Annotated in this window: 19 protein-coding genes and 1 tRNA gene; 15 read left to right on the forward strand and 5 right to left on the reverse strand. The window is 70.5% G+C overall.

Going from position 1 to position 23,055, the window contains the following annotated elements; all coding sequences use genetic code 11:
* Positions 1 to 491 precede the first annotated feature (491 nt).
* The 4 genes from ACFVV1_RS14385 to ACFVV1_RS14400 all read left to right on the forward strand — a co-directional run bounded on the left by ACFVV1_RS14385 (position 492) and on the right by ACFVV1_RS14400 (position 5,116).
* Complete coding sequence (locus tag ACFVV1_RS14385; protein ID WP_389989382.1) at positions 492 to 665, forward strand: hypothetical protein; 174 nt, start codon at positions 492 to 494, stop codon at positions 663 to 665.
* A complete protein-coding gene (locus ACFVV1_RS14390) occupies positions 662 to 2,944 on the forward strand; it encodes a TOMM precursor leader peptide-binding protein (RefSeq protein WP_389989384.1) in 2,283 nt (760 codons plus the stop codon). Before ACFVV1_RS14385 ends, ACFVV1_RS14390 begins: the two co-directional genes overlap by 4 nt.
* A 231-nt stretch (positions 2,945 to 3,175) precedes the next feature.
* Positions 3,176 to 4,447 carry a sensor histidine kinase gene (locus ACFVV1_RS14395; RefSeq protein WP_389989386.1) on the forward strand — a complete coding sequence of 424 codons (1,272 nt, stop codon included), beginning with the start codon at positions 3,176 to 3,178 and terminating at the stop codon, positions 4,445 to 4,447.
* A gap of 60 nt (positions 4,448 to 4,507) precedes the next feature.
* Entirely contained in the window at positions 4,508 to 5,116 is a 609-nt protein-coding gene (locus tag ACFVV1_RS14400) for a DNA-binding response regulator (RefSeq protein WP_389989388.1), read from the forward strand.
* Positions 5,117 to 5,646: 530 nt separating this feature from the next.
* On the opposite strand, the gene ACFVV1_RS14405 is transcribed toward ACFVV1_RS14400, so the two are convergent.
* Positions 5,647 to 5,731, reverse strand: a tRNA-Leu gene (locus tag ACFVV1_RS14405).
* A 183-nt stretch (positions 5,732 to 5,914) separates the two neighbouring features.
* Here ACFVV1_RS14405 and ACFVV1_RS14410 point away from each other — a divergent pair.
* The 3 genes from ACFVV1_RS14410 (at position 5,915) to ACFVV1_RS14420 (ending at position 8,539) form a co-directional block, all read left to right on the forward strand.
* Complete coding sequence (locus tag ACFVV1_RS14410; protein WP_389989390.1) at positions 5,915 to 7,240, forward strand: M20/M25/M40 family metallo-hydrolase; 1,326 nt, start codon at positions 5,915 to 5,917, stop codon at positions 7,238 to 7,240.
* A 186-nt stretch (positions 7,241 to 7,426) separates the two neighbouring features.
* The gene (chpH, locus tag ACFVV1_RS14415) at positions 7,427 to 7,660 is read left to right on the forward strand and encodes a chaplin ChpH (protein WP_266907125.1); all 234 of its coding nucleotides are present in this window, start codon (positions 7,427 to 7,429) and stop codon (positions 7,658 to 7,660) included.
* A 138-nt stretch (positions 7,661 to 7,798) separates the two neighbouring features.
* A complete protein-coding gene (locus ACFVV1_RS14420) occupies positions 7,799 to 8,539 on the forward strand; it encodes a chaplin (RefSeq protein WP_389989393.1) in 741 nt (246 codons plus the stop codon).
* Positions 8,540 to 8,626: 87 nt separating this feature from the next.
* On the opposite strand, the gene ACFVV1_RS14425 is transcribed toward ACFVV1_RS14420, so the two are convergent.
* Positions 8,627 to 8,815 carry a DUF5703 family protein gene (locus ACFVV1_RS14425; RefSeq protein ID WP_389989395.1) on the reverse strand — a complete coding sequence of 63 codons (189 nt, stop codon included), beginning with the start codon at positions 8,813 to 8,815 and terminating at the stop codon, positions 8,627 to 8,629.
* Between the two features lie 47 nt (positions 8,816 to 8,862).
* Between ACFVV1_RS14425 and ACFVV1_RS14430 the strand changes: the two genes are divergently transcribed.
* Positions 8,863 to 9,522, forward strand: a complete 660-nt coding sequence (locus tag ACFVV1_RS14430; RefSeq protein ID WP_389989397.1) for a hypothetical protein — start codon at positions 8,863 to 8,865, stop codon at positions 9,520 to 9,522.
* Positions 9,523 to 9,573: 51 nt separating this feature from the next.
* On the opposite strand, the gene ACFVV1_RS14435 is transcribed toward ACFVV1_RS14430, so the two are convergent.
* Together ACFVV1_RS14435 and ACFVV1_RS14440 are read right to left on the reverse strand one after the other, a co-directional pair.
* Positions 9,574 to 11,877 (reverse strand): helix-hairpin-helix domain-containing protein, encoded by a 2,304-nt coding sequence (locus ACFVV1_RS14435; protein ID WP_389989399.1) that lies wholly within the window; start codon positions 11,875 to 11,877, stop codon positions 9,574 to 9,576.
* On the reverse strand, positions 11,874 to 12,857 hold the full coding sequence (locus tag ACFVV1_RS14440) for an aldo/keto reductase (RefSeq protein WP_389989401.1): 984 nt from the start codon (positions 12,855 to 12,857) through the stop codon (positions 11,874 to 11,876). The genes ACFVV1_RS14435 and ACFVV1_RS14440 overlap by 4 nt, the downstream gene beginning before the upstream one ends.
* A gap of 140 nt (positions 12,858 to 12,997) precedes the next feature.
* On the opposite strand from ACFVV1_RS14440, the gene ACFVV1_RS14445 reads away from it, so the two are divergent.
* Both ACFVV1_RS14445 and ACFVV1_RS14450 read left to right on the forward strand, forming a co-directional pair.
* Positions 12,998 to 14,047 (forward strand): LLM class F420-dependent oxidoreductase, encoded by a 1,050-nt coding sequence (locus ACFVV1_RS14445; RefSeq protein ID WP_389989403.1) that lies wholly within the window; start codon positions 12,998 to 13,000, stop codon positions 14,045 to 14,047.
* A 280-nt stretch (positions 14,048 to 14,327) separates the two neighbouring features.
* Positions 14,328 to 15,116 (forward strand): ferritin-like domain-containing protein, encoded by a 789-nt coding sequence (locus ACFVV1_RS14450; protein WP_389989405.1) that lies wholly within the window; start codon positions 14,328 to 14,330, stop codon positions 15,114 to 15,116.
* 25 nt (positions 15,117 to 15,141) lie between these two features.
* Here ACFVV1_RS14450 and corA read toward each other — a convergent pair whose 3' ends face one another.
* Positions 15,142 to 16,137 carry a magnesium/cobalt transporter CorA gene (gene corA, locus ACFVV1_RS14455; RefSeq protein WP_389989407.1) on the reverse strand — a complete coding sequence of 332 codons (996 nt, stop codon included), beginning with the start codon at positions 16,135 to 16,137 and terminating at the stop codon, positions 15,142 to 15,144.
* A gap of 59 nt (positions 16,138 to 16,196) precedes the next feature.
* Here corA and ACFVV1_RS14460 point away from each other — a divergent pair, with 59 nt between their 5' ends.
* From ACFVV1_RS14460 to ACFVV1_RS14480, 5 genes are all read left to right on the forward strand, one after another.
* Positions 16,197 to 16,919, forward strand: coding sequence for a histidine phosphatase family protein (locus ACFVV1_RS14460; RefSeq protein WP_389989409.1), 723 nt, complete (start codon positions 16,197 to 16,199; stop codon positions 16,917 to 16,919).
* A 105-nt stretch (positions 16,920 to 17,024) separates the two neighbouring features.
* The gene (locus ACFVV1_RS14465) at positions 17,025 to 17,615 is read left to right on the forward strand and encodes a DUF3090 domain-containing protein (protein ID WP_389989411.1); all 591 of its coding nucleotides are present in this window, start codon (positions 17,025 to 17,027) and stop codon (positions 17,613 to 17,615) included.
* Positions 17,579 to 18,433: an SCO1664 family protein gene (locus tag ACFVV1_RS14470; protein WP_389989413.1), complete on the forward strand. Its 855-nt coding sequence runs from the start codon at positions 17,579 to 17,581 to the stop codon at positions 18,431 to 18,433. The genes ACFVV1_RS14465 and ACFVV1_RS14470 overlap by 37 nt, the downstream gene beginning before the upstream one ends.
* A gap of 152 nt (positions 18,434 to 18,585) precedes the next feature.
* On the forward strand, positions 18,586 to 19,815 hold the full coding sequence (gene mshC, locus ACFVV1_RS14475) for a cysteine--1-D-myo-inosityl 2-amino-2-deoxy-alpha-D-glucopyranoside ligase (protein WP_389989415.1): 1,230 nt from the start codon (positions 18,586 to 18,588) through the stop codon (positions 19,813 to 19,815).
* Between the two features lie 138 nt (positions 19,816 to 19,953).
* On the forward strand, positions 19,954 to 23,001 hold the full coding sequence (locus ACFVV1_RS14480) for an NPCBM/NEW2 domain-containing protein (RefSeq protein WP_389989417.1): 3,048 nt from the start codon (positions 19,954 to 19,956) through the stop codon (positions 22,999 to 23,001).
* Positions 23,002 to 23,055 lie beyond the last annotated feature (54 nt).

Here is a 23,055-nt window from a genome sequence, read left to right on the forward strand (position 1 = left end):
TCCCCTCCAGATGGTCGCGGACTACCTGGTCACCGACGAGCGGTCGCTCCTCGAAAGGGAACACACGGGAGACCTCGCTTCGCCGCGGGACGCGGGACATGGTGTCCGCGTCCCGGGCCACCACCGCGATGGTGTGTTCGAGGACCAGCGCCTCCCGGCGCCTGCAAAGGTCGCTGACCGGCAACGAGCTTTCCGTGGCGGACCATTCGGTTCCGTGCTGATCGTTCATCACCTGAGGACCTCTCCTTCCGGCTGTGGAAGGAGGTGCTTCGTTCTTCCACGCCGACGAAGATTCCATTCAGGAGGTGACGGCGGACAGTGTTTCCGTCCCAGCGCTCCCGATGAGTTCCTCCTCACCGCATGCAGGAAAAAGTCATACTTCAATGATGAGGTCGTCACTGTCCGGGAGCGGGACCCCGGGATGAGGATGCCTGGCGAACAGGAGCCCTGCCCGAGTTCGTAAAGCCGAGTTCGCATAAGGAAGGCACCTCATGTTGGATGACGCCGTCGAGATCAACGCACTGTCTCCCGTCAAGGAGCCCGCTTCCGCCGCGCGTCCGCGGCTCATCGTCGATCACCTCGACGCGAAGTCCGACGACTCGCTCGTCATGTTCACCTTCTGTGCCCTCTCGGCGTCGTTCGAGGTAGAGGGTGCTTGCAGATGACCACCGCGGCACAGGAGACCGCATTCGTCGAATTCAAGAGCCACCTCCGCGCCACGGTCGTGCCAGGAGAAGCGGCCTATCTCGTGTCGCACTCCGGTATCACCGCACTGCGCGGCACCCAGGCCGAGGTGCTGGCCCCCTTGCTCGACGGGACGCGCACCCTGTCCGCCATCGTCCGCACCGCGGCGTCAACTCTCAGCCGGGAAGAGGTCGTTGACGCCCTGGAGGTTCTCAGCGAGGCAGGGCTGCTCCGGTTCCGGCAGCAGCCCTGCACCCTCCCGCCCGACCGGGCCGCGGAGGCGTTCTGGGATCTCGCGGGACTGGACGGCGCCCGCGCCGCCGAGGAGATGAGGCGGGCGGCGGTACGGATCACGCCGCTGCCCGGGGCGGAAGTCGTCGCGCTCCAGGAGGCCTGCCTGTCGTCCGGGATGCTGCTCACGGACACGGCGCACGACGCCGATCTCGACATCGTCGTGTGCGACGACTATCTCGACCCCGGGCTCCTGGGCCTGGACGCCGAGCACCGGGCCGCCGGCCGGCCCTGGCTGCTCGTCAGCCTGTCCGGTCCCGAGCCCTGGATCGGTCCCGTCTTCCGCCCGGACGGCGGCCCCTGCTGGTCCTGCCTCGCGGCCAGGCTGCGCGGACACCGCAGGTCCGAACTGCCGTTACAGCGAGCGCTCGAGCTCGATCAGCCGGTGGCGCGGCCTGCGGCGGCGCTGCCCGCGGGCCGGGCACTGGCCGTGCAGGCCGCGGCACTTGAAGCGGTCAAATGGGTCGGAGGGCTGCGCGGTGACGAGCAGGGCACCATTCGCGCCATCAGCACCTTCTCGCTGCGGACCACCTCGTACCCCGTGCCGCGCCTGCTCCAGTGCGCCGCGTGCGGCAATCCACGGCTTGTTGAGGAGCGCGGCTGGCGCCCCTTCGTCCCGCAGAGCCGCCTGAAGGCGAAGGACGGCGTCGGAGGCGGCCACCGCGCATGCGGCACCGCGCAGATGCTGGAGCGCTACGGCCGGCTGGTCGGCCCGGTCACCGGCGTAGTACGGGAGATCCAGCGGGCCGGCGGCACCCCCGGCTTCGTAGAGGCATACGTATCCGGAGAGAACCTCGCGATGAGGGCGAGCACGCTGGGCGGACCGCACACGGGGCTGCGCTCGCTCAGCGGCGGTAAAGGCCTGACGGCGCAGGAGGCCCAGGTCAGCGCCCTGTGTGAAGCCGTCGAGCGGTACAGCGGGGCCCGGTGGGGCGACGAAGCAGTGGTGCGGGACACCTTCCGCGGTCTGGGTGAGGCGGCCTTGCATCCCCATACCTGTCAGCTGTTCCACGACCGGCAGTTCCGTGACCGTGACCACTGGAACGCGAAGGGTTTCCCCTGCACCGCCGTCCCGGAACGCTTCGACGAGAACCGCCCCGTCGACTGGACACCCCTGTGGTCCCTCACCACGGGCGGCTACCGGCTGCTGCCGAGCAGCATGCTGTACTTCTCCACCGACGCGCGGCAGGCGCACGAACCGGCCGCGGACTCCAACGGCAACGCGGCCGGCAGCAGTCGGGAAGACGCCGTGCTCCAGGGCTTCTTGGAGCTGGTCGAACGCGACGCGGTCGCCCTGTGGTGGTACAACCGCACGCGCCAGCCGGGCGTCGATCTCGATTCCTTCGGCGAGCCGTACATCGAGCGTCTGCGTTCCGGATACCGCGGACTCCACCGCGAGATCTGGGCGCTCGACCTCACCGCCGATCTCGGCGTCCCGGTCGTCGCGGCCCTCTCCCGGCGCACCGACGGGCCCACGGAGGACATCATCTTCGGCTTCGGCGCCCACTTCGACCCGAAGCTGGCGCTGCGCAGGGCACTGACCGAGATGGGGCAGCTGCTGCCGGCCGTATCGGGAGCACAGGCGGGCGGACCGGGCTACCGCGTCAACCACCCCGAGGCCACGAGCTGGTGGCGCACGGCGAGCGCCGCGAATCAGCCGTATCTACGTCCCCGGCCCGACCTGGCACCGTCCGCCCCCGCGTCGTGGCAGTACGTGCCCAGAGCCGATCTGCGAGACGACCTCCTCGCCACCACCAGCCTGCTCGCCGAGCACGGCATGGACCTGCTGGTGCTCGACCAGACCAGGCCGGACACGGAACTTCCCGTCGTGAAGGTGGTGGTCCCCGGGCTCAGGCACTTCTGGGCGCGCTACGCGCCCGGGCGGCTCTACGACGTTCCCGTCGCGCTGGGACGGGTCGCGCGACCGACCCCGTACGAGAAACTCAACCCCGTCCCCCTCTTTGTCTGACGCCCAGCCACACGTGTGGCCATGAGTGTGGGCGGTCCCCGTTTCGCCATCTCGTTCGATGGGGCGTGTGTGCGAATATCGCGCGGGAGGGATACGAGAAGTCCCCGGGGGAACGTAGAGTCGCCCGAGGGGGGCTTCCGGGCCCGCGGTCGCAGAGCGCCTGCGGCCGCGTCCGTCTGAAGCGGCAGGGGCCCCCGATGTTCCATTCGGGGATGGGGGAGCACGTTTCGTATGCGTAGCAGTGGACGCCGTGACTCCCTCGCGGACAGACGTGACTCTCTCGGGGACAGGATCGAGTGGAGCGCCAGCCCGGCTCCCAGACTGGCTCGCGCCATCCTGCTCGCGGTGTTGGTCTGCTACCTCGGCATCACCGCGCTCAACCTCATGAGTCTCAAGCCGTCGGTGCCCGTGTTGTTCATGACGATTGTGGCGCTGACTTCCGTATTCGCACTGCAGCTCGTGCACTCCGCGCAGGGAGCCGACCGCGCTTCACCACTGCGCAAGACGCTGACCCTCGGCGCCCAGGCCGCGCTCACCTATCTGCCGCTGCTCAGCTTCGGCATCATGTGGGGGGCGATGGCCGGGTTCCTCGGGGGGTCCCTGTTGCTGTTGCTGTCGCCCCGCCTGGCGTGGCCCCTGTACGGACTGACCGGGCTGAGCCTGCTGGTTCCCGGTGTCATTCTGGGGATGGGCGTCATAGACCTCGCCTACATGTGCCAGACCACCCTGCTCACCGGCCTGGTGATTTTCGGGGTGTCGCGGATGTCCACCCTGGTGGACCAGGTGTTCGCGGCCCGCGCGAAGATAGCGCGGATGGCCGTGGCGGATGAACGGCTGCGCATGGCCCGGGACTTGCATGACCTGCTGGGCTACAGCCTGTCCGCGATCGTCCTCAAGGGCGAGCTGCTTCAGCGTCTGATCGCGGTCAGGCACGACCAGGCCGAGCGGGAGGCGGAGGAAGTCCTCGCCATCTCCCGGCAGGCGCTCTCCGATGTCCGCAGGGTGGCCCGCGGCTACCGGCAGATGTCGCTCGCTTCCGAGGCTTTGTCCGCCCGGTCGGTCCTGGAGGCCGCGGAGCTTGAGGTCGACCTTGTGCTTGCCCCGTCCATCGAGGACCTCAGCCCGCAGACCAGCACCGTGCTGGCGACCGTGCTCCGGGAAGGCGTCACCAATCTGCTGCGCCACAGCAAGGCGTCCCGGTGTTCCATCACGGCCGAGGTCGACGAGGGGACGGCACGCCTCACGATCGTCAACAACGGACTGATCACCGGGCATCACGACTCATCTCCGCACAGCGGCAACGGACTTGGCAATCTCAGAGAGCGACTGGACAGGGCCGGCGGACGCCTCGTCGTCGAACGGGAGCCGGACGGAGTGTCGGGCTCTGACCGCTGCTTCCGCTTGGTGGCCGAAGCTCCCGACCGGGTCGTCGGGGAGGAGCGCCCCCAGGCATGGAGGGACGGCGACCGTAGTTCACTCAGTCCTCGTGATACATCCGGCTGATAACATGATCACGCCAGTGCTTTGAGTGGCTCACATGTGGGTGGACGGCTGGGGGGCCCAATGATCCGTGTACTGCTCGCTGAAGACATGCATATGGTGCGTGGCGCCTTGGTCGCCCTTCTTTCGCTGGAACGCGACTTGGAGGTGGTGGCGAGCGTGGAGCGCGGAGACGAGATCCTGCCGGCGGTCCGAGAGCACCAGCCTCAAGTGGCCGTCATCGACATCGACCTTCCGGGGCTCGACGGGCTGACCGCGGCCGCGCAACTGCACGAACGGGTGCCCAGCTGCCGCGCGCTGATCCTCACCAGCCTCGGCCGGCCGGGGATGCTGCGCCGGGCGATGTCCGCCAAGGTTTCCGGATTCCTCCTGAAGGACGCTCCGCCGCAGGAACTCGCCGAAGCCGTACGGAAGGTCGCGGCGGGACAGCGCGTGATCAACTCCGAACTGGCGCTCGCAGCCTGGGGCGGCGCGGAGAACCCGCTCACCGCCAGGGAGACGGAGGTGCTTCAACTGGCCTCGGAGGGCATGGACGCCGCTGAGGTCGCGAAGAAGCTGCGGCTGTCCACGGGGACCGTGCGCAATTACCTGACCACGGCTGCCACCAAACTCAACGCGCGTAACCGAGTCGACGCGATCCGTATCGCGCAGGAGGCGGGCTGGCTGTGGTGAGGCTCTCCGCCGGTGAGATCGAGCCGGGGGAGAGCGTGGAGGCAGCGGCCGTCCGCGAGACGAGCAAGGCGATCCGACCGGAGGTTGCCGCGGTCGAGCTGCTGAGGAAGCGCATCCACGCGTGTGTGCATGCTCCGCCGCCCAGGCGATCCTGCTCGCCTTTCAGCTCGCCCACGCCAACCGCCGAAAGCGCACCGCCTGGGCCGACGCGATCGCCCTTGACGGAGACCGCCCCCGACGCCGCCCACCCGTCGCCGCAAGACCAAAACCCCTGGGCACCTGGAACCCCCGAGGGCCACCTCACCGAAACCGAAGAGTGAGCAAGCGGATACCCCGGGCAGCCAACTGAAGATCTCCACGCAGTGGCGCAGAACCCACTGCCCGGCGGCCCGCCAAGCCGCCGGGCAGTCGTGTGTGCCGGCACCACACAATCCGTCCGACCTATCCGGACATACCAGAACGGGCTCATCGTGATCACGATGAGCCCGTTCTGTCGGTGCTGTCGAACACCGTTCATCGGTGTCCCTCTGTGTCCGAGGGGGGACTTGAACCCCCACGCCCGATAAAGGGCACTAGCACCTCAAGCTAGCGCGTCTGCCATTCCGCCACCCGGACAAGGTGTCTGTCTCGCGGGCCCGGCCCGTTCCGACGTGGAAAACAATAGCAAACATCCGGGGGTGCTCGATCACGCCGGGGGAGGTGTGAAGGGCGCATGACGAGGGGTGGGGGGCCTTGGGCGCGCGGGCCCGGCGCGGGAGGATGAGAGGGAGCACCACGGCGACAGTGGAAGGAAGCAGTGTGAGCGAGACCAACACGGCCCGGACCGTCTCGGGCGAGGACGAGGTCGTGGACCTCTGTCGTGAGCTGATCCGGATCGACACCAGCAACTACGGGGACCACTCGGGGCCAGGGGAGCGGCGCGCCGCCGAGTACGTCGCGGAGAAGCTCGCCGAGGTCGGGCTGGAGCCGCAGATCTTCGAGTCCCACAAGGGCCGGGCCTCGACCGTGGCGCGGATCGAGGGCGAGGACCCGTCCAGGCCCGCCCTGCTGATCCACGGCCACACCGATGTGGTTCCGGCCAATGCCCACGACTGGACGCACCACCCGTTCTCGGGCGAGGTCGCGGACGGCTGTGTGTGGGGCCGTGGCGCGGTCGACATGAAGGACATGGACGCGATGACCCTCGCGGTCGTCCGCGACCGGATGCGCAGCGGCCGCAAGCCCCCGCGCGACATCGTGCTGGCCTTCCTCGCCGACGAGGAGGCGGGCGGTACGTACGGCGCGCGGTATCTCGTGGACAAGCACCCCGGTCTCTTCGAGGGCGTCACCGAGGCGATCGGCGAGGTCGGCGGCTTCTCCTTCACGGTGAACGAGAAGCTGCGGCTCTACCTCGTCGAGACGGCCGAGAAGGGCATGCACTGGATGCGGCTCACCGTCGACGGCACGGCGGGCCACGGCTCGATGACCAACGGCGACAACGCGATCACCGAGCTCTGCGAGGCGGTCGGACGGCTGGGACGGCACAAGTGGCCGGTCCGGGTGACCAAGACCGTACGGTCCTTCCTCGACGAGCTGTCCGACGCGCTCGGCACCCCGCTCGACCCGGAGGACATGGACGCCACGCTCGCCAAGCTGGGCGGCATCGCCAAGATGATCGGCGCCACGCTCCGCAACTCCGCCGCTCCCACCATGCTCGGCGCCGGCTACAAGGTGAACGTGATCCCCGGCCAGGCCACCGCCCATGTCGACGGCCGTTTCCTGCCCGGCTTCGAGGACGAGTTCCTGGCCGACCTGGACCGGATCCTCGGCCCGCGGGTGAAGCGCGAGGACGTGCACGGGGACAAGGCGCTGGAGACCAGTTTCGACGGCTCGCTCGTCGACGCGATGCAGATCGCCCTGAAGGCGGAGGACCCGATCGCGCGCGCGGTCCCCTACATGCTCTCCGGCGGTACCGACGCCAAGTCCTTCGACGATCTCGGCATCCGCTGCTTCGGGTTCGCCCCGCTGAAGCTGCCGCCGGAGCTCGACTTCGCAGGCATGTTCCACGGTGTGGACGAGCGTGTGCCGGTGGACGGGCTGCAGTTCGGCGTGCGCGTGCTCGACCATTTCATCGACAACTGCTGAGTCTGCGCCGCGCTCCTGCCCGGGCTCCGCTGATTTTTCGCCGATTCTCCGCGTCAACAATCGCCAGCGTGTGCGTAGGTGACCGGAACGAGTGAAAGGAACCATACGCTCGTAGCCCGATTACCTCTTCCTCGTTACAAGTGATGCGGTCCGCGGCTGGGACCGCATTGCCAACTAGGAGGAATAGTGATCAAGAAGATCGTCGCTGCTGCGGCTGTCACTGGTGGTCTGGTGCTCGCCGGTGCGGGCATGGCCGTCGCGGACTCCGGCGCCCAGGGCGCCGCTGTCGGCAGCCCCGGCGTGCTCTCGGGCAACGTCGTCCAGGCCCCGATTCACGTGCCGGTGAACGTGTGTGGCAACACGATCTCCGTGATCGGGCTGCTGAACCCCGCCTTCGGCAACACCTGCGTCAACGGCTGACGTTGTGCGTCAACCCGTAAGGGTTTGAATCCGGTCGGCCCCGGGGTGCACGCCATGCACTCCGGGGCCGCTGGGTAGTCCGCCCCCGCACGGTCAAGTCCGGGGGTATTCCGGAAGGTAGAAGGCAGGAAACAACCTATGCGACAGGTCACGCGTAAAGGCCTGATCACCATGGCAGCCGCGGGCGGAGTCCTTGCGTTGAGCGGCGGTTATGCGCACGCCGACGCCGGAGCGACCGGCGGCGCATCGAATTCCCCGGGGGTGCTTTCAGGGAATTCGGTCCAGGTCCCGGTCCATGTACCGGTCAACGTCTGCGGCAACTCCGTGAGTGTCGTGGGACTGCTCGACCCCGCGGCGGGAAACGCTTGTGGAAACGGTTCGCACAGCGCCGCTTCGGGCAGGCACGCCTCGGGCAGCCAGGTGTCCGGCGACCTGACTCGGGCGACCCGGGCGGGGACCGGCAAGCACCGGGCCCTCACGAGCGACACCGGGAGCGGGGCGACAGCTGAGGGGGTCGCGCAGGGCTCGCCCGGTGTGCTTTCGGGCAACAACATCGCGGTGCCCATCGACATCCCCGTGAACGTCTGCGGGAACAGTGTCACCATCGGCGGACTGCTCAACCCCGCCTCCGGCAACGAGTGCGGAAACGGTACGGACGTCGTCACGCCTCCGGTCGGCACGCCGGTCACCCCGGTCACCGAGGTCAAGCCCCCGGTACCCGGATCCCCAACCGTGCCCAACACACCCGAGACACAGAGCGTCGCCGAGCTCGCACACACCGGAGCGGGCGGGCTCGGCCTCCTGGTCCCGGCGAGCGCGGGCCTGCTGCTGGCGGGTGCGGGCACGGTGCTCTACCGCCGCGCCCGGATGTCCGCATAGCGGATCGAGGGGACGACGCAGGCACGACGAAGGGAGCGGGTCCCGCGACGGCGGGGCCCGTTCCGTTTCACCTGACGACCCGCGGTCTCACCAGGTGGCCCGTAGCTGGCGGATGATCCGTCGGCGCAGCCGCACTCTTCGGCTGCCGTCACGGCGCAGCGTCAGCCGGTCCAACTCCCATTGCCCGTACTCGGCATGGTCGGTCAGCAGGCGGGCCGTCTCCTTCCGGGACACCCCGCGCGGCACGTACACATCGACAAATTCGTATTCCGGCATCGCATCTATTGTGCGGGCAGAGCCCGTCTACGGATAGCGTCTGCACCATGTCTGATGCTGCGCAGCCCACCGCTGCCGAGGTACGCGCCGCCGCCGAAGCGATCAAAGCCGCGCTCGACCATCACCTCGAGGCGGTCGAACGCCGGACGGGGGACGACGATCCCGCCGTCTATGAAGCGTTCAACGCACTGGCCACCGCTGCCGAGTTCTACGACGAACTGCTCTACGACCGTTACGACGAGGTCACCCCCTTCGAGATCCCCGGTGCGGAGGACTCCCTGCCGCCGTACGCCGGTCCCGAGGAGCCGAACGCTCTCAGCGTCCTCATCCGGCGTGACTACGCGGTGGTGGAGCCGCCGAGGCTGCTCGCACAGGCCCAGCGGGTCGCCGACCTCGATCCGGACGACCGCGGCCGCGGGAGCGCCGCGGTCGTCGGCTCCAGCGTCCACGCGGCGCTCGGAGTGCTCTTCGGCGAGTACGAACCGGACGAGATCGCTTCCCGGCACATGGAGTTCGGACTGGAGGAGGGCGACTCCACGCTCTGGGTCACGGCGGCCGAGGAGCTTCCCGAGGCGGGGGAGTGGCTCGGCGCACCGTTCGACGACGCGGATCCGCAATTGGTGGTCTGCCGCTTCGACGTCAGCGCGGTCTTCGACGAGGACGGAACGGACGAGCAGCCGGCCGGCCTGGTGGCGGACAGCTCCTGATCCGTCCGTCGGACGGGCTCTGATCCGAGCCCGTCCGACGGCGCGGCCCGGTCATCGGGCCGATGCCTCCAGCAGGGTGCGCAGTCGCGTCGTGCGCTCCTGCGCCGGGGACTGGGCGACCGCGCGCTGGAGCGCCTGATCCACCCCGTGCACGACGGACAGATGCCGCTCGCCGCGGCTGAAGGCGGTGTACACCCAGGGGCGGCTCAGTGCCTGCGCGGCGTCACCGGGCAGCACGACGACCACGGCGGGCCATCGCATACCGGCCGCCTGATGGGCGCTGAGGGCCCAGCCGTGCCGTACGGACGACTCCACCCGCTCCTGAGGTACGACGAGCTTCGTGCCCCCGCAGTCCAGGTGCAGGCCCTCGGCGTCGGCCGAGACGACCACCCCGGGCAGCGTCCTGCCGGGGGTCGGGACATGGACGACGCGGTCGCCCGGGTCGAAGCCGCCGAACCGCCCGGGACCGGGGTTGATCCGCTCCTTGAGCGCCGCGTTCAGGGCCCGGGTGCCCGCCGAGCCGCCGTGGCCGACGGTGATCACCTGGGTGTCGGCCGACGGTACGCCGATGGCGCGCGGCACCGAGTCGGCGACCAGCTGCACGGTGCGGTGCACCGCTTCGCCCGCGTCGCGCACGGGGACGATCACCACTTCCTTGCCGGGCGCGGCGACCTGGTTCAGCTCTCCGATGCCGATGCCGGAGACCAGTTCGCCGATCGGTCCCGGATCGGGTGTACGGGACACGATCTGCGGGCAGGCGCGGGCCGCCAGCACATCCGCGAACACCCGTCCCGCGCCGGCCGAGCCCAGCACGGCCGGATCGCCGCCGAGCACCAGCCGGGTGCCGTCACTCAGGGACTCCACGAGGATCGCGGCGGTCTCGACGTCCAGCTGCGGGGCGTCCAGCACGACGAGCAGGTCGACGGCGATCGCCCCCTCCTCGTCCCGTCCCGGGCCCTCCGCGTCACAGAGCAGTCCGGCGAGGGTGACGGCCGCCGACGGGTCGCCGGTCGCCTCGGCCAGCCGGTGCCTGCCGTCCACGCTGTGCACCGCGCCCAGGGCGCGCAGTCCGAGGCCGCGGGCAGCGCTGATCAGCGCCGCGGATTCGGCCCTGGCCGCCTCGCCGCCGGTGTGCGCCACCAGTCCGTGGGCCGCGACCGCACGGATCAGCTCGGCCGCCGACGGGGAGCCCGCGGCCGTGGCCGCCGCCGTCCAGTCGGCGTCCTTCTCGCAGGCGTTGACCAGCCGGGCCAGCCCGTCGGCGAGGCTCTCCTCGGCGAGTGCGTACCGGTCGAGACCCAGCAGCACCGGTACGGGTTCCTGCCCGGCCCGGTCCTCCGTGCTCTCCCCGGCCTCCGCGGGTGCTCCGGGCTCCTGGTCGCCCTGGTCCTCCCGGCCGTCCTGGAAGGCCAGGACGACGCCCTCGGCGACGGCGTGCTCGACGGCCGCGGCGGGGTCGCTCACCGCGCGCTCGGCGAGCGCCGCACGGACCGCCGTCGCGTCCAGCGCCGTATGGCCCTGGAGCGCGGCCCGCTCCAGCAGCCAGCCGACCAGGGCCGAGGTCCGCCGCTCGTCGTCCGGACCGCACTCGGCGCCCAGCAGGGCCCGTGCGAAACCGTCGGCCTGCTCCGGTCTGACTCCCGGCACGGCCAGCAACTGCCAGGGGTCCTCGCGCAGGGCGCCGGCCGCCTGCGCACCGAGGGCCTCCGCCGCCGGGGCCGCCAGCGTTCCGGGAGCCCCGCCCTCGGCCAGTACGGCGGCCACCGCTGCCACGGCCTCCGGCGAGGGGCCCTGCGCAACCGGGGCCGGCCCGGGCACCCGGGGTCGTACCGGCGCGGGCGCGGGCGCGGCCCGGCGGGGGGCGGGTTCGGGCGAGTCGAGGAACGCGGCGGAGGGCTTCTCACCGCTCTCCACGGCACGCACGGCCGCCAGCAGATCGGCCGCCCTGCCACTCAGCTTCGCGCCGGCGGCGATGGGGCCCGCCTTCTCCGCCTTGCGCTTCTCGATCCGTTCCCGGAGCTCACGCTGGGCGGCCAGCTCGGCCTCCGCCTCGGAGGGCGGGGCGGGGTCGGCGACCACCCCGTCCGCGGTGCCGTCGGCCGCGGCTGTCGCGTCGGTGGTGCCGTCGGGCTCGGCGTCGGCAGCGGCTGTTCCGTCGGTCCCGGTGGCCCGGTGGTCGTCGCCGTCCGCCTCCGCGGCATCGACGGCGTCATCGGCCGTCGGCGATCCCTCGTCCGCCTCGTGCCCCTCGTCCGGTGCTGACGGGGCGGGCACGGCCGCGGAGGGGTCCGCGACGACGCCGGTGTCGTCGGCGGCCGGGGAGCCGGGGGTTTCCCCCCGGGGAAGCGCAGTCACAGCGTGCTCCAGTCCTGGTCGGGATAGCGGTGCACGGGCGCCGACACATCGTCGAGCGCCTGGCAGATCTCGTCAGGAAGACTAAGCGCCTCCACTGACAATGCCTCCGTGAGCTGCTGCGCGTTGCGCGCACCGACGATCGGGGCCACCACCCCGGGCCGGTCCCGCACCCAGGCGAGAGCCACCTGGAGCGCCGTCGTGGCCAGGCCGTCGGCCGCGGTGGACACCGCGTCCACGATCCGGCTCGCCGGGTCGTCGAGATACGGCTCGACGAACGGGGCCAACAGCTCCGAGGCGCCGCGCGAGTCCGCCGGAGTGCCCGTCCGGTACTTGCCGGTCAGGACCCCCCTGCCCAGCGGGGAGGAGGGCAGCAGCCCCACGCCCAGATCGCGTGCGGCCGGCAGCACCTCGCGTTCCACGCCCCGCTGCAACAGGGAGTACTCCATCTGGGTGCTCGCCAGCCGGGTGCGCACCCCGGGCGAGGCGAGCTGCCAGGTCGCCGCCTTGGCCAGCTGCCAGCCGCAGAAGTTCGACACCCCCGCGTACCGGACACGGCCGGTGGAGACCGCCAGGTCCACCGCCTGAAGGGTCTCCTCCAGCGGGGTCACCGGGTCGAAGGCGTGGACCTGCCACAGGTCCACGTAGTCCGTGCCGAGCCGTTCCAGGGAGGCGTCCAGTGCGGCCAGCAGATGGCCGCGCGAGCCGTTGAACCGGCGGTACGGGTCGGCCACGCCGCCGGCCTTCGTGGCGATGACCAGATCCTGCCGCGGCACCAGGCCCTCGGTGAGCCGCCCGAGCAGATATTCGGCCTCCCCACCGCCGTACACATCAGCCGTGTCGACCAGCGTGCCGCCCGCCTCCCAGAAGGCCTTCAGCTGTTCGGCAGCGTCGTGCTCGTCGGTGTCCCGGCCCCAGGTGAGGGTGCCGAGCCCGATCCGGGACACTCGAAGGCCGGTGCGGCCGAGATGCCTCTGCTCCATGGGCGCTGAGATTACTGGCCGGGACCCCACCCGGCGGAAGCCTGTGGACAACCCGGCACCAGGTCGCCCCTGCCGGAACCCGTCGCCGCGCGCTAGAGTCCGGAGCTCAGGGACGTTACTGATCAGTAAAGGGAGCGGCTATGCGGCTCGGCATCAATCTCGGTTACTGGGGCGCGGGAATGGACGGCGACAACCTCGCCGTCGCCCAGGAGGCCGACCGGCTCGGTTACGACGTCTGCTGGGCGGCCGAGGCGTACGGCTCCGACGCGCCGACCGTGCTCTCCTGGGTCGCCGCCCGGACCGAATCGATCGACGTCGGCTCCGCGATCATGCAGATCCCGGCCCGCCAGCCCGCGATGACGGCGATGACCGCCGCCACCCTCGACTCGCTCTCCGGCGGCCGGTTCCGGCTCGGCCTCGGCGTGTCGGGACCGCAGGTGTCCGAGGGCTGGTACGGCGTCAAGTTCGACAAGCCGCTGGCCCGCACCCGGGAGTACGTCGAGATCGTCCGCAAGGCGATGTCCCGTGAGCGGCTGTCGTACGAGGGACAGCACTGGACGCTCCCGCTGCCGGACGGCCCGGGCAAGCCCATCAAGCTCACCGTCCACCCGCAGCGCGAGCACATTCCGCTCTACATCGCCGCGATCGGCCCGAAGAACCTGGAACAGACCGGCGAGATCGCCGACGGCGCGCTGCTCATCTTCCCCTCGGCGGAGCATCTCGAGGACACCGCCGTGAAGTACCTGCGGGCGGGCCGCGAGAAGGCCGGGAAGACCATGGAGGGCTTCGACGTCTGCCCGACCCTTCCGCTCGCCGTCGGTGACGACGTCAACGGCCTCGCGGACATGTTCCGTCCGTACACCGCGCTGTACGTGGGCGGCATGGGCAGCCGCAAACAGAACTTCTACAACCAGCTCGCGCAGCGCATGGGCTACGAGAAGGAAGCCGCCGAGATCCAGGACAAGTACCTGTCCGGCGACAGGAGCGGCGCCGCCGCCGCCGTCCCGCACCAGCTGATCGACCAGACCACGCTGCTCGGTCCGGTCGAGCGGATCGCCGAGCGGATGCAGGCGTACGCCGCGGCGGGGGTCACGACGCTGACCCTGGCTCCGGCCGGGTTCACGCTCGACGAGCGGATCACGGCTCTGCGGGCCGGCACGGAGGCGCTGGAGCGGTCCGGCCTCGCGTAGCGCGGACTCCGGGGGCTCCGGGAGAGCGCTACGGCCGTGGTGGGGGCTCGGGGGCTCCCCGCCACGGCCGTTACGCGTAACAACGCTTTCGGGGGCGCGGGGTTACGCCGATCGGCGCGCGTCCGGCGCGGCGTCACCGGGGTCACGGTCCGTCCTCGACCGCTGGACGGGCCGGGCACGTCGCGGCCCGTCCGGCGTAGCCGGGGGGCGTTCCTGTTGCCCGGGTGGGAGTGCCGCATTTGACTGGCGATGGGCGGATGCCGGTACGGAGGTGGCAGTGATGCTCTCGGCAAGGAACCTGTTCCAGGAGATTCTCGACGAGGACGAGTCGTTCCGGCTGTTCTGTTCCATCGCGGCGAGCGGGGAGTCCCAGGGGGGCTGGGAGAACGGCCGTATCGCGGCCCTCGTGCCCGAGAGCCAGCGTGCCCTGGCGCCCAAGATCACGCGGCACGGCGCGGACGAGGACAAGCACGGCCGGATCTTCCACGCGCTGCTGAAGAAGCGCGGGCTGCAGCCGGTCGAGGTTCCGCACGAGACCGACTACACGATGTTGCTGGAGAAGCACGGCACAGGCCTCGCCCATGAGCGGCTGGGGCGCCAGGAGCCGCTCTCCGAACACGACATCATCACCTACCTCGCTCACAGCAGGGTCACCGAACAGCGTGCCTCCGAGCAGATGACGCTGCTGCGCAAGCACTTCGCCGACCACCCCGACCTCGGCCGCGCGGTGAGGATGATCTCGAACGACGAGGACAACCACCTGGCGTACTGCCACGAGGAGTTGCTCCGGCTCGCCCGCGTCGGACACGGCCGTACGATCCAGCGCATCCTGCGCGAGTGCGCGCTCGCCGAGATCCGGGTGTACCGCGACGTCAGCCTCGCCGTGATGGACCACATGGGCCGCATCCTGGGCTGGCCCCGGGCCAAGGCGGCGGCGCTGGCCGCGGGGATCCACGGGATCTACGTGTACGAACGGCTCGTGGGATGGCGGCGCATGGTGAGCCTGCAGCCGCCCGAGCGGCGCGACGCACTGGGCGGTCCCGCCGCGCAGGCCGCCGAGTTCGCCTGATCCGGGCGCCGCGGCGGACCGGCCGTCAGAGCCAGCCGCGCCGCTTGAACTGCCGGTACAGGCCGAACACCACGGAGCCCATCAGCACGATCACCACCGGATAGGCCCACGCCCAGCCGAGCTCCGGCATGTGCTTGAAGTTCATGCCGTAGATCCCCGCCACCATCGTCGGTACGGCGGCCATCGCCGCCCAGGCCGAGATCTTGCGCATGTCGTCGTTCTGCCGCACGCCCACCTGGGCCAGATGCGCCGAGAGGATGTCGGAGAGCAGCCGGTCGAGCCCGTCCACATGCTCGTTGGCACGCGTCAGATGGTCGCTCACGTCGCGGAAGAACGGCTGCGAGTGCTCGGGGACGAACGGTACTTCCGCGCTCGCCAGGCGGGCCATGGGGGCGCTCAGCGGCCCCGCGGCCCGGCGGAACTCCAGGAGCTGCCGCTTGAACGTGTAGATGCGGGACGCGATGTTCTTGGTGTCCACGGTGCCGGTCGGCGCGAACACCTCGGTCTCCAGCTCCTCCAGGTCGGCCTGGAGCTCGCCCGCCACCTCGATGTAGTGGTCGACGACGGCGTCACTGATCGCGTACAGCACCGCGGTCGGCCCGTGCTTGAGAACCTGTGGCTCCGCCTCCAGACGGCGGCGTACCGCGGCGAGCGGCGCGCCCTCCCCGTGCCGGACCGTCACGACGAAGGAATCGCCGATGAAGGCCATCAGCTCGTCGGTGGTGACCGTGTCGCTCAGATGCTCGTACACCACCGGCTTGATGACCGCGAAGAGCGAGTCGTCGTACACCTCCAGCTTGGGCCGCTGGTGTGCGCTCAGGGCGTCCTCCACGGCCAGCGGATGGAGTCCGAACTCGCTGCTGACGCGGTCGATCTCCTGCTCCGTCGGCTCGTACAGGCCGATCCAGAGAAACGCGTCCCCGGTCGCCCGTGCCTCCGCGAGGGCATCGGAAAGATCGGCGGGGCCCTCGGTACGACGCCCGGCCCGGTAGATCGCACAGTCCACAATCACGGCGCGCATTCTTCCCTGCCCCGCTCCCCGGCGCACCTCACCGCCGGGAGCGGCCTACGCTGGCCCGTATGCCCACCCTGATCCTCGTACGCCATGGACGCTCCACCGCCAACACGGCCGGGGTGCTCGCGGGCCGGACCCCCGGTGTCGCGCTCGACGAGCGCGGTGCCGCACAGGCCGCGGCGCTGCCCGGACGGCTGGCCGCGCTGCCGCTGGCCGCCGCCGTCAGCAGCCCCCTGCAGCGCTGCCGGGAGACCCTGCGGCCCCTGCTCGACGCGCGGCCGGAGCTGGTGCTGCACACCGAGGAGCGGATCAACGAGTGCGACTACGGCGACTGGTCGGGACGCAAGCTCGCCGAACTCACCGACGAGCCGCTGATGAGCGTCGTTCAACAGCATCCGTCGGCCGCGGCGTTCCCCGGCGGTGAGTCCATGCGCGCCATGCAGGCGCGCGCCGTCGACGCCGTGCGGGACTGGAACGCGCGGATCGAGGCCGAGCGCGGTGACGACGCCGCCTATGTGATGTGCTCCCACGGCGACGTCATCAAGGCCCTCGTCGCCGACGCGCTCGGCCTCCATCTCGACCTCTTCCAGCGGATCCAGGCCGACCCCTGTTCGGTCACCGCGATCCGCTACACCAGGCTGCGGCCCTTTCTGCTGCGGCTCGGCGACACCGGGGACCTGGCCTCGCTGGCGCCGCGGGAGCACACTGCCGGAACGGACCCGGACCGGCGCCCGACGGCGGACACCGATGCGGACGCGGCGGTCGGTGGCGGCGCTGGGGCACCGTGATCGCTCCGCGCAGTAGGGTGGACGCGCCGTAGGCGCCCTTCTCGGGGTAACCCCCAGGACCGCCGCCGCCCCTCATCTGCCGTCAATTTTCAAGGGAGACAGGACGTGTCCCGTCAGGTGTTCCTCTACGACCCCCCGGACCGTTTCGTGGCCGGTACGGTCGGGTTGCCTGGACGTCGTACGTTCTTCCTGCAGGCATCCTCAGGCGGACGCGTCACCAGCGTGGCCCTGGAGAAGACTCAGGTCGCCGCGCTCGCCGAGCGCGTCGACGAACTGCTCGACGAGGTGGTGCGGCGGACCGGCGGAAACTCTCCGGTGCCCGCCGTGGCGCCCATGGACGTCACCGACACCGCGCCCCTCGACGTGCCCGTCGAGGAGGAGTTCCGGGTCGGCACGATGGCGCTCGCCTGGGACGGCGAGGAACAGCGCATGATCGTCGAGGCGCAGGCGCTGGTCGAGCTGGACGTGGAATCCGACGAGGATCTCGCGGAGGCCGAGGAGCGGCTGCTCCAGGACGAGGAGAACGGCCCGCCGATGCTCCGCGTCCGCCTCAGCGGGGCGCAGGCCCGGGCCTTCGCCAAGCGCGCCCTGGACGTCGTGAACGCCGGGCGCCCGCCGTGCCCGCTGTGCAGCCTGCCGCTCGATCCGGAAGGACACGTATGCCCGCGCCAGAACGGATACCGTCGCGGAGCCTGACCGGCACCGAACTGGTCACCGTGCTCGCCGAGGGCCGGCTCACCGTCCGTGGTCAGGTCCGCGGGGCGTCCAACGCGGTGCTGTACTGCACGGTCGCCCACGAGGACGACGAGGTGACGTGCGTCTACAAGCCCGTGGCGGGGGAACGGCCCCTGTGGGACTTCCCCGACGGCACGCTCGCCCGGCGCGAGGTGGCCGCGTACGAGATCTCCGAGGCGACCGGTTGGGGGCTCGTACCGCCCACCGTGCTGCGGGACGGTCCGTACGGCGAGGGCATGTGCCAGCTGTGGATCGAGGCGGCGCCCCAGGGCGACGAGTCCTCCCCGGACGGCCTGCCGCCGCTCCTCGCGCTCGTCGAGGACGAGGAGCCGGGGGAGGGCTGGAAGGCCGTTGCCTTCGCCGAGGTGGCGGAGGGGAGGACGGCCCTGCTGGTGCACGCGGACGATCCGCGGCTGCGGCGGCTGGCGGTCCTCGACGCCGTGATCAACAACGGTGACCGCAAGGGCGGCCATCTGCTGCCCGCCCCCGGCGGCCGGCTCTACGGCATCGACCACGGCGTGACCTTCAACGCCGAGGACAAGCTGCGCACGCTGCTGTGGGGATGGGCGGGGGAGCCGCTGACGGCCGAGGCCGTCGAGGTCGTGGACCGGCTGGATGCGGAGCTGGCGCCGGGGACCTCGCTCGTCGCCCGGCTGGCCGAGCTGATCACCGCGGCCGAGATCGAGGCGTTGCGGGGGCGCGTGGCGGGGCTGAGGGCCTCGGGCCGGCACCCGGAGCCGAGCGGCGAGTGGCCGTCGATTCCCTGGCCACCGGTGTGACGAAGTCGAGCCACTCCGGCGACCGAGGGGCGGGGCACGGGAGGGCTTGCCCGTACCGGAGCTGATGGACCCACGCCGCGCAAGACCGCCTCTTCGGCCAAGAACCGGTATCCGGTTCGTATCCGGAAGATGCATCCGGTTACGCTCGTGACATGCATGCCTGGCCCGCTTCTGAGGTCCCCGCCCTGCCTGGCAAGGGCCGCGACCTTCGGATCCACGACACCGCGACCGGCGGACGGATCACCCTTGACCCCGGTCCCGTCGCCCGCATCTACGTCTGCGGCATCACGCCGTACGACGCGACCCACATGGGTCATGCGGCGACCTACAACGCGTTCGACCTCGTTCAGCGCGTGTGGCTCGACACCAAGCGGCAGGTCCACTATGTCCAGAACGTGACCGACGTGGACGATCCGCTGCTGGAGCGGGCCGTGCGCGACGGTCAGGACTGGACCGAGCTCGCCGAGCGCGAGACGGCCCTGTTCCGCGAGGACATGACTGCCCTGCGCATGCTCCCGCCGAAGCACTACATCGGCGCCGTGGAGGCGATACCGGGCATCGTCCCGCTCGTCGAACGGCTCCGGGACGCGGGCGCCGCCTACGAGCTCGACGGGGACGTCTACTTCTCCGTCGAGACCGACCCGCACTTCGGCGGGGTCTCCAACCTCGACGCCGAGGCGATGCGGCTGCTCTCCGCCGAGCGCGGCGGCGACCCGGAGCGCCCCGGCAAGAAGAACCCGCTCGACCCGATGCTCTGGATGGCCGCCCGTGAGGGCGAGCCGAGCTGGGACGGGGCCTCCCTCGGCCCCGGCCGCCCGGGCTGGCACATCGAGTGCGTCGCCATCGCCCTGGACCACCTCGGCATGGGCTTCGACGTCCAGGGAGGCGGGTCCGACCTCGCCTTCCCGCACCACGAGATGGGCGCCTCGCACGCCCAGGTGCTGACCGGTGAGTACCCGTTCGCGCAGGCGTACGTGCACGCCGGGATGGTCGCCCTGGACGGCGAGAAGATGTCCAAGTCCAAGGGCAACCTGGTCTTCGTGTCGAAGCTCCGCCACGACGGCGTGGACCCGGCGGCGATCCGCCTCGCCCTGCTGTCGCACCACTACCGGTCCGACTGGGAGTGGACCGACCAGGTGCTCGCCGATGCCGTCGAGCGGCTCGGACGCTGGCGTTCCGCCGTCTCCCGGCCCGACGGACTGCCCGCCGGGGCCCTGGTCGAGGAGGTCCGCGAGGCCCTCGCCGACGACCTGGACGCACCGGCCGCGCTGGCCGCCGTGGACCGCTGGGCCGAGCGTCAGAACGCCGAGGGCGGTACGGACGACGGCGCGCCCGGCCTTGTCTCGCGCACCGTCGACGCGCTGCTGGGTGTCGCTCTGTAGCGCCGCCCCCAACTGCCGCGCGCGGTGACAGCGCGCTGATCGCCCTCCCATGAGCCGGCCTTGGACTTCTCGACGAAGTTCAGGGCCGGTTCCGTTTTGTCCATGGTCAAGTGCTCGATGTTGCGCTAAAAGCGCTCTATGCAATCATCAACGCGCATCAGAGCGGCGGCAGTTGCAGCCTTGTTCGGGCTGATCGCCGTCTTCGCGGGGCCCGGTGCCGGTCAGGCAGGCGCCGCCGAACCGGACACCACCACGGTCGGCGACCTCACCGGATTCTCCGCCGACGGACCCGTCTACCAGTTGCGGGCAGGCAGTGCCGAGGCCCGCGTCAGCTTCGTCTCCGCCGAGACCTTCCGCATCGAACTCGCCCCGGAGGGTACGTTCTTTGACCCGGCCGGCGACGACATGGTGCTGCCACAGGGCACACCGCCACGCACCCGGTGGAAGGAGCGGGCCGACCGCTACGAACTCTCCACCGGCAGCATCACCCTGCGCGCCTACAAGTCGCCCCTGCGCTTCGCGCTGTACCGGGCCGACGGCACCCGGGTCTGGTCCGAGGCCAAGGGGCTGAGCTGGGACGGGAAGCAGACCACCCAGACCCTGGCCCGCGGCGCGGACGAGCAGTTCTACGGCGCCGGCATGCAGAACGGCCGCGGCAACACCTCGCACCGGGACAAGACCGTCGAGGTCGGCGTCGACTACAACTGGGACGACGGCGGGCACCCCAACTCGGTGCCGTTCTACCTCTCCTCGGCGGGCTACGGCGTCTTCCGCAACACCTACGCGCCGAACACCTACGCCTTCACCGACCCGGTGACCACCAGCGCGAAGGAAAAGCGCTTCGACGCCTACTACTTCGCGGGCGACGGCGCCAAGGACGTCATCGGGCAGTACACGAAGCTCACCGGCAAGCCCTTCCTGCCGCCCGTGTACGGAATGGAGATCGGCGACGCCGACTGCTATCTCCACAACGCCAACCGTGGTGAGCGGCGCACCCTGGACGCCCTGAAGGTCGCCGACGGGTACGTCGAACACGACATGCCGAACGGCTGGATGCTCGTCAACGACGGTTACGGCTGCGGCTACGAGGACCTCGCCGAGACCGCCAAGGGCCTCCAGGACCGCGACATGCAGCTCGGCCTGTGGACCCAGGACGGCATCGACAAGATCGCCGAACAGGTCAAGGCGGGTCAGCGGGTCGCCAAGCTCGATGTCGCCTGGATCGGTTCCGGGTACAAGTTCGCGCTCGACGGCTGCAAGGACGCGTACCAGGGCATCGAGGACAACAGCGACGCCCGCGGCTTCACCTACGCCCCGGAGAGCTGGTCGGGCGCGCAGCGCTGCGGCGTCCAGTGGTCCGGTGACCAGTACGGCACCTGGGACTACATCCGCTGGCAGATTCCGACCTACGCGGGCGCCACGATGTCCGGTCTCGCGTACACCACCGGCGACGTCGACGGCATCTTCGGCGGCAGCGCCAAGACGTACACCCGTGACCTCCAGTGGAAGATGTTCCTGGGGACCACGATGACCATGGACGGCTGGGCGGCCAGTGACAAGCAGCCCTACCGGTACGGGGAGCCGTACACCTCCATCAACCGTGACTACCTCAAGCTCAAGGAGTCGCTGCTGCCCTATCAGTACTCCTACGCGCACGAGGCGACGAAGACCGGCGTCGGCATGGTCCGGCCCCTGACTCTCGAATTCCCGGACGACCCGAAGGCGGCGACGGACGCGGCGAAGTACGAGTTCATGTCCGGCGAGGACTTCCTCGTCGCACCCGTCTACCAGGACACCACCGAGCGCAGCGGCATCTATCTGCCGAAGGGCACCTGGACCGACTACTGGAGCGGCCGCACATACGAGGGCCCGACCACCGTCGACCACTACAGTGCCCCGCTCGACACCCTGCCGCTGTTCGTCAAGGGGGGTGCCAGTGTGCCGATGTGGCCGGGCATCCGCTCGTACAAGGACCGCACCGCCGGCTCCCCGCTCGCCTGGGACATCTATCCGCAGGGCTCCTCGTCGTTCACGCTGTACGAGGACGACGGCGTCACCCGGCAGCACCGCGACGGCAAGTACGCCACCCAGACCGCCGACGTGGACGCACCGGTCCGGGGCGCGGGCGACGTCACCGTGCGGATCGGTGCGAGCAAGGGGGAGTTCACCGGTAGGCAGAGCACCCGCCCGTACGAGTTCAGCGTGCACACCGGCTCCGCACCGAGCGCGGTCGAGCTCGACGGCAAGCTGCCCCGGCTGGCTTCCGCGGCCGCGTACAGGACCGCGAAGCAAGGCTGGTGGTACGACCGGGACGACCGCGGTGGTGTCGTGAAGGTCAAGACCGCGCCGCTCTCCACCGACAAGAAGTTCTCCGTGAAGCTGAAGGGGACGAGCGCGGTCGGCGGCAGGAACGCCGCCGCGACGGCCGTCGTCTCCGCGCCCGCCGGGCAGGAGCTCGGTGCCGGTGCCGAAGGCACGGTCGCCGTCGATGTCACGGCGGGCAGCGCCGATGTGACGGACGCCGCGGTCACCCTGGCCGTTCCCCACGGCTGGCAGGTCGCGCCGGCCGCGACCGTGGACCGGATCCCGGCGGGCACCACCCGGCGGGTCGAGGTGCCGGTCACCCCGGCGAAGGACGCCGCGGCGGGGGAGGCGAGGATCACCGCGCTCGCCCGCTACCGGTCGGCCGGCGAATCCCGGACCACCGTCCAGCGGTTCGCCGCCGCGGTGATGCCACCGCCGCCCACCGGCGAGGCCTGGGCGAGCGATCTGGTGTGGCTGAAGTCGGTGAACGGCTACGGGCCCGCCGAACGGGACCGCAGCAACGGCGAGTCGGGCGCCGCCGACGGACACCCCCTCACGCTGGCGGGGAAGGTCTACGAGAAGGGGATCGGCACCCATGCCGACTCCGACATCGAGGTATATCTCGGCGGACGCTGCTCGAGGTTCACCGCCGACGCCGGGATCGACGACGAGATCAACGGCTACGGCGAAGTGGCGTTCTCCGTCGAGGCGGACGGCAAGGTGCTGTGGACCTCGCCGAAGGTGACGGGGGCGTCGGCGACCGTACCGGTCGATGTACGGCTCGACGGGGCGCGCCATGTGCACCTGAAGGTCACGGACACCAATGGGTCCAAGACCGGTGACCACGGGGACTGGGCAGCGGCGCGATTCACCTGCTCCTGACAGACCCGGACAGCACAGGAGCGCCGGGCGGGTACGTACGTCCCGCCCGGCGCT

It is taken from the genome of Streptomyces sp. NPDC058092 (assembly GCF_042884935.1).
Taxonomy (GTDB): domain Bacteria; phylum Actinomycetota; class Actinomycetes; order Streptomycetales; family Streptomycetaceae; genus Streptomyces.